Source organism: Actinophytocola sediminis, assembly GCF_054779715.1.
In genome coordinates this window covers 63,453-75,527 of the sequence record NZ_BAAGXS010000098.1, presented here as the reverse complement: position 1 = coordinate 75,527, position 12,075 = coordinate 63,453, and the positions used below count along the sequence as shown (strand labels likewise).

Annotated in this window: 11 protein-coding genes; 7 read left to right on the top strand and 4 right to left on the bottom strand. The window is 71.8% G+C overall.

What is annotated here, in order from left to right; translation table 11 throughout:
• The first annotated feature begins 7 nt into the window (after nucleotides 1-7).
• Together ACYVIP_RS41855 and ACYVIP_RS41850 are read left to right on the top strand one after the other, a co-directional pair.
• Complete coding sequence (locus tag ACYVIP_RS41855; RefSeq protein ID WP_460406658.1) at nucleotides 8-991, top strand: ABC transporter ATP-binding protein; 984 nt, start codon at nucleotides 8-10, stop codon at nucleotides 989-991.
• Nucleotides 984-1,967 (top strand): ABC transporter ATP-binding protein, encoded by a 984-nt coding sequence (locus ACYVIP_RS41850; protein ID WP_460406657.1) that lies wholly within the window; start codon nucleotides 984-986, stop codon nucleotides 1,965-1,967. The genes ACYVIP_RS41855 and ACYVIP_RS41850 overlap by 8 nt, the downstream gene beginning before the upstream one ends.
• 20 nt (nucleotides 1,968-1,987) lie before the next feature.
• Here the strand turns inward: ACYVIP_RS41850 and ACYVIP_RS41845 are convergent, their stop codons facing one another.
• The gene (locus ACYVIP_RS41845; RefSeq protein WP_460406656.1) at nucleotides 1,988-4,807 is read right to left on the bottom strand and encodes an AfsR/SARP family transcriptional regulator; all 2,820 of its coding nucleotides are present in this window, start codon (nucleotides 4,805-4,807) and stop codon (nucleotides 1,988-1,990) included.
• 121 nt (nucleotides 4,808-4,928) lie between these two features.
• Between ACYVIP_RS41845 and ACYVIP_RS41840 the strand changes: the two genes are divergently transcribed.
• Complete coding sequence (locus ACYVIP_RS41840; protein ID WP_460406655.1) at nucleotides 4,929-5,483, top strand: hypothetical protein; 555 nt, start codon at nucleotides 4,929-4,931, stop codon at nucleotides 5,481-5,483.
• Nucleotides 5,480-6,637, top strand: a complete 1,158-nt coding sequence (locus tag ACYVIP_RS41835) for a hypothetical protein (RefSeq protein ID WP_460406654.1) — start codon at nucleotides 5,480-5,482, stop codon at nucleotides 6,635-6,637. The genes ACYVIP_RS41840 and ACYVIP_RS41835 overlap by 4 nt, the downstream gene beginning before the upstream one ends.
• A 12-nt stretch (nucleotides 6,638-6,649) precedes the next feature.
• Here ACYVIP_RS41835 and ACYVIP_RS41830 read toward each other — a convergent pair whose 3' ends face one another.
• Nucleotides 6,650-7,327 (bottom strand): hypothetical protein, encoded by a 678-nt coding sequence (locus ACYVIP_RS41830; protein ID WP_460406653.1) that lies wholly within the window; start codon nucleotides 7,325-7,327, stop codon nucleotides 6,650-6,652.
• Complete coding sequence (locus tag ACYVIP_RS41825; RefSeq protein WP_460406652.1) at nucleotides 7,324-7,656, bottom strand: PadR family transcriptional regulator; 333 nt, start codon at nucleotides 7,654-7,656, stop codon at nucleotides 7,324-7,326. The genes ACYVIP_RS41830 and ACYVIP_RS41825 overlap by 4 nt, the downstream gene beginning before the upstream one ends.
• A gap of 88 nt (nucleotides 7,657-7,744) precedes the next feature.
• Between ACYVIP_RS41825 and ACYVIP_RS41820 the strand changes: the two genes are divergently transcribed.
• From ACYVIP_RS41820 to ACYVIP_RS41810, 3 genes are all read left to right on the top strand, one after another.
• On the top strand, nucleotides 7,745-8,158 hold the full coding sequence (locus ACYVIP_RS41820) for a hypothetical protein (RefSeq protein ID WP_460406651.1): 414 nt from the start codon (nucleotides 7,745-7,747) through the stop codon (nucleotides 8,156-8,158).
• Nucleotides 8,155-9,696 carry a multicopper oxidase family protein gene (locus ACYVIP_RS41815; RefSeq protein WP_460406650.1) on the top strand — a complete coding sequence of 514 codons (1,542 nt, stop codon included), beginning with the start codon at nucleotides 8,155-8,157 and terminating at the stop codon, nucleotides 9,694-9,696. The genes ACYVIP_RS41820 and ACYVIP_RS41815 overlap by 4 nt, the downstream gene beginning before the upstream one ends.
• Before the next feature lie 135 nt (nucleotides 9,697-9,831).
• Complete coding sequence (locus tag ACYVIP_RS41810) at nucleotides 9,832-11,346, top strand: alpha/beta hydrolase (protein WP_460406649.1); 1,515 nt, start codon at nucleotides 9,832-9,834, stop codon at nucleotides 11,344-11,346.
• 72 nt (nucleotides 11,347-11,418) lie between these two features.
• Here ACYVIP_RS41810 and ACYVIP_RS41805 read toward each other — a convergent pair whose 3' ends face one another.
• Entirely contained in the window at nucleotides 11,419-12,018 is a 600-nt protein-coding gene (locus tag ACYVIP_RS41805) for a TetR/AcrR family transcriptional regulator (protein WP_460406648.1), read from the bottom strand.
• Between the last annotated feature and the right edge of the window lie 57 nt (nucleotides 12,019-12,075).

The window sequence follows — 12,075 nt, the reverse complement described above, 5'->3', positions numbered from 1 at the left end:
TGGCCAGGTGAACAGTCCTCCCGACGCACTGCGGGTCCGCGGCCTGTCTGTTTCGTTCCAGTTGGACGGTGGCCAGGTCGAGGCGGTCCGGCACGTCGACCTCGATGTCCCTCGTGGACAGCTGGTCGCGCTGCTCGGCGAGTCCGGCTCCGGCAAGTCGGTGACCGCGCGCGCCATCATGGGCCTGGCCGGTCCCGGTGCGACGGTCGCGGCCGACGAGATCACCGTCGCGGGCACCGACCTGCGCCTGGCGACACCCCGGCAACTGCGCGAGCATCGCGGCACCCGGATGAGCCTGGTGCTACAGGACGCGCTGTCCGCGCTCAACCCGGTGCTCACGATCGGCGACCAGCTCGGCGAGCTGTTCCGAGTGCACAGTGGAGCGTCCAGGAAAGTGGCCGCCGCCAGGGCGGTCGAGCTGCTCGACCTGGTCGGCATCCCCGCCGCGGCCAAGCGGATCGGCGACTACCCGCACCAGTTCTCCGGCGGCATGCGCCAGCGCATCCTGATCGCGATGGCGATCGCGCTGGAGCCGGAGCTGCTGATCGCCGACGAGCCGACGACGGCACTCGACGTGACCGTGCAGGCACAGATCCTCGACCTGCTCGGCTCGTTGCGCGCCAAGCTCGACATGGGTGTGCTGCTGATCACCCATGACCTCGCGGTGGTCAGCGAGGTCGCCGACCGGCTGGCGGTGATGTACGCGGGCCGGGTGGTCGAGGCCGGCGACGCCGACACCGTCCTCTCGCGACCGTCCCACCCGTACACCGAGGCGCTGCTGCGGTCGGTGCCGCGGCTGGAACACCACGGCGCCGATCTGTTCACCATCCCCGGCTCGCCACCCAACCCCGCGCGGGTGCCGCCGGGGTGCCCGTTCCACCCTCGGTGTCACCGCGTCGTGGACGCGTGTTCCTCGGTCCGGCCGGAACTGGTGCCGCTGGCCGGCCGCACAGTGGCCTGCCACCAGTCGGAGATGATGCTCGGTGTCTGATGACGTGTTGGTCGCCGACTCCCTCGTCCGGCGCTACCCGGTCGGCTCGCTGCTGCGGCGCGGACACGTGTCGGCGGTCGACGGCGTCAGCCTGTCGCTGCGCCGGGGCGAGGTGCTTGGCGTGGTCGGCGAGTCCGGGTGCGGCAAGTCCACCCTCGCCAGAATGCTCGTCGGACTCGAGCACCCCGACGGCGGCACGCTCCACTACGACGGCACCGATGTCACCGCCGGCCGCCGGGCCCGGCTGCGCGGCGGGGTGCAGATGATCTTCCAGGACCCGTACGCCTCGCTCGACCCGAGGATGACCGTGCTCGACATCGTGGCCGAACCGTTGGCCGCCAACGGGTCCGGCACGCGGTCGACCCGGCGTGCGAAGGTCGCGGCGCTGCTGGACCTGGTCGGGCTGGCACCGGAGCTGATGAACAGGTACCCCCACCAGTTCTCCGGCGGACAGCGGCAGCGGATCGGCATCGCCAGGGCCCTGGCGCTGGACCCGTCGGTGCTGATCGCCGACGAGCCGGTGTCCGCGCTCGACGTCTCCGTGCAGGCACAGGTGATCAACCTCCTGGCCGACCTGCGCGCACGGCTCGACGTCGCGATCGTGTTCATCGCACACGACCTGTCGGTCGTCCGGCACCTGGCCGACCGCGTCGCGGTGATGTACCTGGGACGGATCGCCGAGATCGGGGACACGTCACGGATCTACGAGTCGCCGGCCAACCCGTACACGCAGGCGTTGCTGTCGGCGGTGCCGTCATCGAGCCGGGCGGCGCGCGGCGCGCTGGCACGCCGCCGGGTACTGCGGGGTGAGCCACCGTCGCCGATCGACCCGCCGGCCGGCTGCCGGTTCAACCCGAGGTGCCACCTCGCGCGGGACCGCTGCCGGACCGAGACGCCCCCGCTGCGCGAGGTGGCGGGCAGGCTGACCGCGTGCCACTTCGCGGAGGAGGCGGCGGCCGAGACCGCGGCACCCTGACCCGGACGCGCTGTCGGTGTTCAGTCCCTGGCGACCGCGGCGAGGTGCAGCTCGTTCAGCAGCTGGGTGCACTCCTCGATCTCCGGGTCGTTCCCCAGGCGCCAGAACACCGACAGCGCCCGCTCGGTGGTGGCCACGGCCACCGCCCGGCGGCCGGCGGCCGCCTGTACCCGTCCGGTCTTCAACAGGGTGAACGCCGCGCACCGCTCGTCGTCGACGCGCTCGAAGATGGTCAGGGCGCGGTCCAGGCCGACCAGGGCCCTGGCGAGGTCACCGGACTTCTCGTGCAGGCCGCTCAGCTCCCGCAGGACGGTGGCCTCCCGATGTTGGTCGCCGATCTCCCTGGCGAGGACGAGCGCCTGGTGGAACGACGCCTCGGCCTCGTCGTCGTCATCGGTGGCCAGGCGCATCAGACCGATCCCGGTGCGCAGCTGCGCCTCGGCGCCGGGATCGGGGTCCGGATCCTTCGCCAGCAGGTCCAACGCCGTGCCGGCGTGCGCCAGGGCGTCCTCGACGTGACCGGTCATCCGGCTCACCGCCGCGAGACCGGCCACGGCCGTCGCCGCGCCCCGCTGGTCGCCCACCTCCGCGTACCGCAGGCGGGACCGCTCCAGCGTGCGGCTGGCCTCGTCGTAGGCGTTGCGGTAGGTGTGCACCTGGCCGAGCCCGCGCAGCAGCACCGCCTCCCCACGCCGGTTGTTCGCCGCCTCGACCGCGCGCAGTGCCCGCTCGTGGCTGTGCTGCCAGTCGTCGTAGAGGCTGCGGTGGTCGTGGTAGGGCACCAGCGTGGCGGCCAGCTCCCAGGCCAGCTCCGCCAGTCCCCAGTCCGCGGCCAGGGTCACCGCGCCGCGCAGCGTCAACCGCTCCGCGTCGAACCAGGCGAGCGGATCGGCGACGAGCTGTCGCCAGCCGGGGGGTGGGCGGCGCGGGGCGCCACCCCGGCGAGGCCGGAACACACTGGACGGCAACCCGTTCCTGGCCTGGTCGGCCAGCTGCAGCCAGCCGGCGAGCAGCCTGATGACCGCCGCGCGGCGCACGTCGGCCGGCTCGGTCGCGGCCGTGTGCGCCGCGTACTCCCGGAGCAGGTCGTGCAACCAGTACCTCGGCTGGCCGAGCGAGTCGGTGTCCACGACGGTCAGCAGGCTCGCGTCGACCAGTTCGTCGAGCACCTCCTCGTGCCGGGGGCCGTCCAGCAGTGAGCCGATGACCCATCCCGGCAGCGGCTCGGAGCCGAGCAGGCCCAACAGCCCGAACGCCCGCGCGGTGTCGGCGGGCAACAGGCGCAGGCTCAGGTCGAAGCTCGCGAACACGTTGAGCTCGCCGACCCGCAGCTCCCCGCGCTGACGCGACTGGTCGGCGAGCCGTTCGCGCAGCACGCGCAGCGACCACCCCGGCCGGCTGGCGAGCTTCGCGCCGGCGACCCGGATGGCCAACGGCAGGTGCCCGCAGGTCCGGATGATCTCGCGGGCGTGCTCCGGCTCGGCGGCCACCCGGTCCGCGCCCACGATCCGGCCGAGCAACTGGTGGGCCTCGTCCTGGCCGAAGACGTCCAGGTCGATGCGCCGAGCACCGGCGAGGTCCGCGAGCTGGTGTCGGCTGGTGACCACGACCGCGCAGCCGGCTGTCCCCGGCAGCAGCGGCTGGACCTGGCCGGCCGAGGCGGCGTCGTCGAGCACGGTGAGCACTCGCCTGCCGGCCAGCCGGGACCGGTAGAGCGCGGCCCGCTCGGCCAACCCGTCCGGCACGGCCGCACCGCGCACCCCGACCGCGCGCAGCAGCTCGGCCAGCATCGCGGCCGGTTCGCGGGGCGCGTCGGACGTCCCGCCGAGGTCGAGGTAGAGCTGCCCGTCCGGGAACAGCGGGGTCACCGCGTGCGCGGCGTGCACCGCCAGCGTCGACTTGCCGACGCCCGGCTGGCCGACGATGAGCGCCACCGGCGGCGGCCCGTCGCCCGCGCCCAGCATGCCGAGCAGCGCCGCCCGCGACCGCGCCCGGCCGACGAAGTCCGGCATGTCCCGGGGCAGCTGCTTGGCCGGCGGCGTCCCCGGCTCCGGCGCCCGGTCCGGGGACACCGCGCTCAGCCGGTCGAGCTCGACGTCGGCGCGCAGGATCTGCTCGTGCCGCGCACGCAGCCCGGGGCCGGGGTCCACGCCGAGCTCGTCGGCGAGCAGGTGGCGGGTGTGGTCGAAGACGGCGAGCGCGTCGGCCTGCCGGCCGGCCCGGTAGAGCGCCAGCATGTGCAGCTCGCGGAGGCGTTCGCGCAACGGGTACTCGTGGCTGAGCCGGGACAGCTCGGTGATCGCCGCGGCGGTGTCGCCGAGCATGAGGTCGAGCTCGACCCGTTCCTCGGTCGCGGCCAGCCGGCTCTCCTCGAGCCGGACCCGCTCGGCCACCACGGCGCCGGCGTCGATGTCGCCGAACGCGGCGCCACGCCAGAGCCGCAGTGCCGCGTCGAGCCCCTGGCGGGCGGTGATCAGCTTCCCGGCGGTCTTGGCCGCCCGCGCGTCCGCGACCCGCCTGGCGAACGACCAGCTGTCCAGCTGGTCCGGCGCCAGCCGAACCAGGTAGCCGGTGCCCATCGACTCGATCAGCTCGCCCGCGCCGTGCCGGGTCAGCAGCCGGCGCAGGTCGCCGACGTACTTCTGGACCAGGTTGACCCCGCTGCGCGGCGGGTCTTCGCCCCACACCAGATCGATGATCTTCTCGCGGTCGACCCGCTTGTTCGCGTCCAGCAGCAGCGCCGACAGGACCCGCGCGTGCTTGGCCGCGCCGACGCCGATCTCGGCGGCGCCCTGCCAGACCGTGACCGGCCCCAACACGCCAAAACGAAGACCCGCCATCGTGAATCCCCATCCCCTCGCGGGCAACCCCGACGGTACCTCGCACCGTCGGCCGGCCGGTCACCGGCTCGGCTCGGCGCACTGCAGTGGAACTGCAGCGCGCGTCCCTACCGTCGCCGCCATGAACGACACCGGGTACAGCGTCAAGATCGACACGATCATGGAGCTGGCCAAGAAGAACTACGACATCGCCGAGCGCTACGAGGGGATCACCCGCAAGCTCGCCGACACGGATCTGGCCAACGTCTGCCTCGCCGACCAGTACGGCGAGGCCACCGCGGCCGACACCGAGGTCATCGCGATCATCGACGAGTTCTTCGAGTACCTGCGCACCACCACCGCGCGCTACCAGCTCACCGGCGAGCAGCTGGAGCAGGCCGCGGCGGCCTACGTCCAGACCGACACCGAGCAGGAGCAGGTCTACCGGCGCTACCGCGACGAGTTCGACGAGTACGGCGTCGGCGACCACTTCGAGGGTGACCGGTCGGCGGTGCCCGAGGACGAGCGGATCGACCCCGACGAGGACGCCGAGGCCACCGACCGGCCGGACGAGGCCAACGAGGACCAGGCTCCCGGGTTCGGTACCGACGAGAACCCCCGCGAGCCGGACGAGGACAGCGACAATCTCGACGGCCTCGAACGCGTCGGCGACGACCGGCGGGGAGGTGCCGAATGAGCTACCTGGACGACCTGCTCAGCGCGCTGTCCACGTTCCAGACCAAGCTGCTGGAGCGCTGGCAGCAGACGATGGCCGACTCCGTGCGCGCGATGGAGTACTGGACCCCGCCGCCGGTGCACTTCCGGCAGAACTACAACCGGTCGCCCGAGGTGTGGGAGTACCGCAAGCCCGAGGTGCAGGCCCACCTCACCTACGGCTGCGAGGCACTCGAGTGGTTCGACGGCGGCGCCAAGGGCGTCGTGCCCGCCTGCCACGGGAAGATCCGCGACCCGGGAAGCCCCGACAACATGACCGTCTGGTGGCAGGGGGCGAACATCCCGGTGGACCAGGACGAGATCGAGTGCGGGATTCCCGGGCTGTTCAGCCAGGTCGAGGGCTGGGCCTACGAGGACCGCAGCTACGTCTTCGACATCTGCCCGCTGTTCCCCCAGGGGCGCCTCGACGATCTCAAGGAGGCCCGCAAGCACCTGCTCACGATGGCCGGTGAGCTCGGTGGGGACTTCTCCGTCGAGGGGGCAGATCCCGACTTCCAGCAGGACATCACCCTCGCCGAGGACGTGGACTACCTGTTCGGCAACCGCGGCGAGGAGCAGGACTGGCGGGCCGACTGGACCGGCACCGCGGCCGACCGGATCTCCGAGGGCTTCTTCTCCTCCACCAAACCGACCCTGCACAACCACGCCAGGATCGCCAACGGCCTCGCCACGATGATCAACGAGCGGGCCAAGATCATCGACACGTACCAGAAGAACACCATCAAGCTGGTCGAGAGCGCCACCGCCGCCCTCGGCGCGAAGACCGACGGCGGTTCCACCGACCACACCGCGAAGTGGCAGACCGTCCAGGCGATCGGCATGGTGGGCGCCGTCGCCCCACCCTCCGCCTTCGTGGGTGCGGGGTTCATCCTGGTCGGCTGGCTTGGTGAGAAGTTCCTCGGCATCGACAACCACGCGCCGACGTTCACCCACCACCCCGGCGAGGTGGCGACGAACCTGCACGAGGCCGTCCTGAAGATGCTGGAGGACCTCAACACCTCCGAGGACGAGTACCGCAGGGACACCACGGAGTTCCGCCAGGACCTGAACTCCGTGTCCAGCACCTTCCTCGAGCTCTACGACATCACACAGAACAGCCCGACGGGCAAGCACTAGCCAAGGCCGGGGTCACGCCGGCTTCGGTTGGCGGGCCATGGCGACGTGCAGCGTGCGGACCGAGAGCGACATGGTCAGGATCATCACCGTGGCGCTGACCGTGTAGGCGGCCATCGCGGCCGGGGTCGTGGCGCCAGGGCCGCCGGCCGTGTTCATCGCGATCGCGATGCCGCCGCACAGCAGGGCACCGGTCACGCCGGTCAGGCCGATCGTGTTGGTGAGCGCGCGGGGCGACACCGCGCGGCGGAAGGTGGTCGCCAGCAACGCCAGCGCCGTGACCGCGACCACCGCGGTGATCAGGTCCTGGGTCACGGCCAGCGTGCGCACCAGGTCGGTGCTGGCGCTCGGTTCGCGGCGCACGGTGCCGCTCATCCACAGCAGGTCCCAGCCGAGGAGCATCGCCGGGAACACCATGGCGAGCAGGATCGCCGCCCGTCTCCCCTGGCGCGCGGTCAGCTCCTCCTGGAACTCCGGCGCGACCACGGCGACCGGGCCGAAGTCGCGGACCGCCAGCACGGCCGCGCGCTCGGCCGCCACGCCACCGTCGCGGTAGGCCGCGGCGCCGTCGGTCAGGCCGGCGTGCGCCTCGGCGACCATGCTCCGGCGGGTGCGGCGGGGACCGCGCAGGGCACCGCGCAGCGCCCCGACGTACTCGGCGATCGGGTCGGCCACCCGTTTCGTGGTGGTCATGAGGTGCCGCCCGCCGGACGCAGGACCGCGTCGACCACCGAGGTGAACTCGCGCCACTCCGTCCGCTGGCGCGCCAGCGCGTGCCGGCCGGCGCGGGTCAGCGTGTAGGTGCGGCGGTCGCGGCCGCCGACGCTGCTCCACGAGCCGGACAGCAGCGCCGCCCGCTCCAGCCGGCGCAGCGCGGGGTACACGGTGCCGGTCGGCAGATCCAGTGCCCCGCCACTGCGGACCTGGAGCGCCTCGATGATCGCGTAGCCGTGCAGGGCACCGTGCTCGAGCACGGAAAGGATCATCCCGTCGAGGTGGCCGCGTACGGCTGCAGGTCGCACAGGTAGGGACTCTACTCACGGTTCCCAGGGATCGGATCAGGGAGAACCCTGATTCATAGGTAGCCTGTCTACTCATACGGTCGACGCCGTGAACACACCTGTCCGGCCCACGAGCGGGCCCCGTCTCTCCCTCTGGTCACTGCGGATCGTGATCACGGTGCATCTCGTGCTGGTGCTGGCCCAGCCGGTCCTCGCTGGCCTGTTCCTCACCGGCGACATCGACGCGATGACCGTCCACGGCACGATCGGCTCCACGACGGCCGCGTTCTCGATGGTGCTGGTGGCCGTGTCGCTGCTCTACGTGAGCCGGCGCGGCCGGCTCTGGGTGCTGCCGGTGATGGTGGCGCTGTTCCTGACGGTCGGCTTCCAGATCGGCATGGGATACGCGCGCACGCTGGCGGTGCACGTCCCCCTCGGCGTCGCGATCGTGACGGCCTCGGCGCTGCTCACGGTCTGGGTGTGGAGCCCGTCCGCCGCGCGTGCCCGTGGGGGTGCGCGGTGAGGCGCCGGTCGTTCCTCGGACTGCTCGGTGGCGCGGCCGCCGGCGTGGCGCTGGCCGGCTGTGGGCTCGGCACGTCCGGACAGACCGGCGAGCGGCTCGGCACGACGGCGCGGCTGCCCGAGCCGTTCCGCGTGCCGCTGCCCATACCGCCGGTCGCGCGTCCGGTCGGCACCACGCGGGCGGGCGCCGACCTGTACCGGGTGACCCAGCGCGCCGCGCTGGCCGAGATCCTGCCCGGTCTGCGCACGCCGATCCTCGGCTACGACGGCGTCTTCCCCGGCCCGACGTTCGAGACCCGCCGGGGCCGGCCGGCGGTCGTCCGGCACCGCAACGAGCTGTCCGTGCCGACCGTGGTGCACCTGCACGGCGGACACACCCCGCACGAGCACGACGGGTGGCCGCTGGACCTGGTGCTCCCCGTCGGCTCCACCCGCGACTGGTCCACCCACCACGGCCGCGGCGACCAGTCCGACGGCGAGCGGGACTACCACTACCCGATGGCCCAACGGGCCGCGACGCTCTGGTACCACGACCACCGGATGGACTTCACCGGGCCGGCCGTGTACCGCGGGCTTGCCGGCTTCCATCTGGTGCGCGACGACGAGGAGGACGCGCTGCCGCTGCCCGGCGGCGACCGCGAGCTGCCCCTGATGATCTGCGACCGCGCGTTCGCCGAGGACGGCTCGTTCGCCTACCCCGCGGTGGACGAACAGATGTGGTCGGTACCCGGCGTGCGCGAGGACTGGATGGAGGGCGTGCTCGGCGACGTCGTACTGGTCAACGGCGCGCCGTGGCCGGTGCACGACGTCGACGCCGCCCGCTACCGGCTGCGGCTGCTCAACGCCTCGAACGCCCGCCGCTACCGGATAGCGATGTCCGTGCCTGGCAAGCCGGAGCTGCCGCTGACCCAGATCGGCGGCGACGGCGGCCTGCTCGCCGAACCCGTGTCGCACCAGGCGATCGACATCGCGCCGGGCGAACGGTTCGACGTGGTCGTCGACTTCTCGGTACTGCCCGTCGGCACCGAGGTCACCGTCACCAACGGGCTCGGCAGCGGCGGCACCGCCGACATCATGCGGTTCCTGGTGGTCCGCACGGCACCCGACGACAGCCGGATCCCGAAGCGGCTCACCGAGATCGAGCCGCTGACGCCGCCGGCGGGGGCACCGCTGCGCACCTTCGACTTCTCCCGCGGCCGCGTCGGCGACCACCGGGGCTGGACGATCAACGGCACGCCGTTCGCGCCGGGCAGCCCGCTGGCCGAGAGCCGGCTCGGTGAGGTGGAGATCTGGCGGCTGGTCACCGACGTGCACCACCCCGTGCACGTCCATCTCGACCCGTTCCAGGTGCTGCGCCGGGGCAGCCGGGGGCCGGGCGCGCTGGACGGCGGCTGGAAGGACACCGTCGACCTCAAACCCGCTGAGGTCGTGGACATCGCGGTCCGGTTCACCGACTACGCCGGCCGGTTCGTCATGCACTGCCACAACCTGGAACACGAGGACATGGCCATGATGGCGGCCGTGGACACCATCGCCTGACCGCACCGGCCGCGCATCGTCCTGTGTAGTCGGTTCACCGTGGACATACCGCGGGCGCCGGTAGCGTGGTGATCACCCTTACCGGAAAAGGAGGATCGCTGTATGCGGACTGCCAGGAGATCTCTGCTGGGCGCGATGACCGGGGTGTTGGTGGTTACTGGCGTCGTCACGGTGTCCAACGGCGTGGGAGTCGCCGAGGAAGCCGACCTCGCCGGGGTGGCCGGGTACGAGGTGGCCGCCCCGGACTGGAAGCCCTGTCCGGACGCGGAAGGCGTGGTCTGCGCGACCATCGAGGTGCCGCTGGACTGGTCCGAACCGGACGGTGCGCGGACCAGGATCGGCCTCGCGAAGCGGCCGGCCACCGACCAGGCCAACCGGATCGGTTCGCTGCTCGTGGATCCGGGTGGACCCGGCGGCTCGGGTGTCGGCATGGTCATGGGCGGCGACGTGTTCACCGAGGAGGTGAACGCCCGGTTCGACGTCGTCGGCTTCGATCCGCGTGGTATCAACACCTCCGAGCGGCTGCGCTGCGACAGCACGCTGTCCGAGCAGGCGATGAACGCCCGGCACCCGGCGAGCCAGGACGAGTTCGACGCGCTGGTCGACCTGAACCGAAAGCTGATCGACGACTGCCGCCAGCACACCGGCGCGCTCGTCGACCACGTCGACAACCTGCACACCGTGCGCGACATGGACGCCATCCGGGCCGCGCTCGGTGAGGAGAAGCTCAACTACGTCGGCTACTCCTACGGATCCCTGATGGGCCAACAGTACGCGGAGCTGTTCCCGGACCGGATCCGCGCGATGGTCAACGACGGCAACATGGACCACAGCCTCACCTCGGCGTGGGATTTCATGCGCTCGGAGACCGAACCGGTCGAGCAGAACTTCGTCGAGTTCGCCGAGTGGTGCGACACGACCACGACGTGCGCGCTCAACGGGTTGGACACCAGGAAGGTCTACGGTCAGCTGCGGGAGCGGGCCAAGGAGGGCACCCTCACCGACCCGGAGACGGGCGAGCCGATCGACTTCTACCGCCTGTCGTCGAACGCCTTCTCGGTGAACTCCCCGCAGGCGTGGGGCGCGTTGGCGGGGAGCCTCAGGTCGCTCAGGGACGGCACCGGCACGCTGTCGCCGGTGACGCTGGACGCGGCCGAGGCGATCAGCAACCCGTATCCGCCGATCTGGTGCAGCGACTGGCGTTACCCGGTCAAGGACTTCGCCGAGTACGACAAGCTGCGCACAAAACTGGCCAAGAAGATGCCGAACATCCAGTGGAGTCCCTACGTCGACCACGTGCTGACGTGCGCCGGCGATCCGCTGGAGAACACCAACCCGCAGCGGCCGCTCGAGATCGAGGGCGCGCCGCCGCTGGTGATGGTCGGCAACATCCACGACCCGGCGACGGTGTACTCGTGGAACACGGCGGCCGCCGAGCAGAGTGGTTCGCACCTCATCACCTACGAGGGCTGGGGCCACACCGCCTACGGCGGGCCGAGCACGTGTGTCAATGACGCCGTGGACGCCTACCTGCTGGAGCTGACGGTCCCGGCGGACGGCCTTTCCTGCCCGGCGACCGAGACACCGGCATCGCCGGGCACCAGTGAGCTGAACCCGCACAGTCCCGGCCCGTACGCCTGGACGCGCTGACCCAGCAACGACCTGATGGAAGCGGGGCCCGGTTCATCGCCGGGCCCCGTTTCCGTCCCGGCCGACGAGTCCTCAGTGGAGGACGGTGAGCAGGCCCTCGACGCCGCGGTGGAACACGGCGCGGACGCTGTCGACGCCATCGAGGTCGGCGCCGCTCATGGCGCCGTCGCGCATGATCACGAAGTGGCGGGCCGCGTGCTCGGGCTTGCCGCGCCGCGGCGAGTCACCGAAGACCTGTGCGAACAGCTCGGTGAGCGTGGTCGTGAACCACGCCCGGTGTTCGAGGATCACCTGGCGAACCCGGTCGTCGGGGTCGGGGTACTCGGCGGCGGCCTTGAGGAACGCGCAGCCGCGGAACTCCGGCCTGGCCAGGTCGTCGGCGACCGCGGCGCCGATCGCGCGCAGCGCGTCGGCCGGGGTCGGCGCGGCTTCGACGGCGGCCTCGGTGCCGGCCCGGATCCCCGAGTCGACGCCGCGCAGATAGGCGACCACGAGATCTTCCTTCGACGGGAAGTGCCGGTAGAACGTCGCCCGCGTGGTCGGGACCTCGGCGAGGATCCGATCGACCCCGACCGCCCGGATGCCCTCGCGATAGAACAGCCCGCTGGCCGTGGCGAGCAACTTCGCTCTCGCCTCGGACCGGTGGCCGGTCGACGTGGTTCGGGTGGGCATGACACCACGATAGCAGAAAGAACGATCGGTCTTGCATTTCGCCCGCCGCTCATGTCA

What these genes read in the sequence shown, in the direction of transcription:
- ACYVIP_RS41810 (WP_460406649.1), top strand. Translation starts at nt 9,832, where the DNA reads ATGACCGGGGTGTTGGTGGTTACTGGCGTCGTCACGGTGTCCAACGGC.
- ACYVIP_RS41845 (WP_460406656.1), bottom strand. Translation starts at nt 4,807, where the DNA reads ATGGCGGGTCTTCGTTTTGGCGTGTTGGGGCCGGTCACGGTCTGGCAG.
- ACYVIP_RS41840 (WP_460406655.1), top strand. Translation starts at nt 4,929, where the DNA reads ATGAACGACACCGGGTACAGCGTCAAGATCGACACGATCATGGAGCTG.
- ACYVIP_RS41830 (WP_460406653.1), bottom strand. Translation starts at nt 7,327, where the DNA reads ATGACCACCACGAAACGGGTGGCCGACCCGATCGCCGAGTACGTCGGG.
- ACYVIP_RS41805 (WP_460406648.1), bottom strand. Translation starts at nt 12,018, where the DNA reads ATGCCCACCCGAACCACGTCGACCGGCCACCGGTCCGAGGCGAGAGCG.
- ACYVIP_RS41835 (WP_460406654.1), top strand. Translation starts at nt 5,480, where the DNA reads ATGAGCTACCTGGACGACCTGCTCAGCGCGCTGTCCACGTTCCAGACC.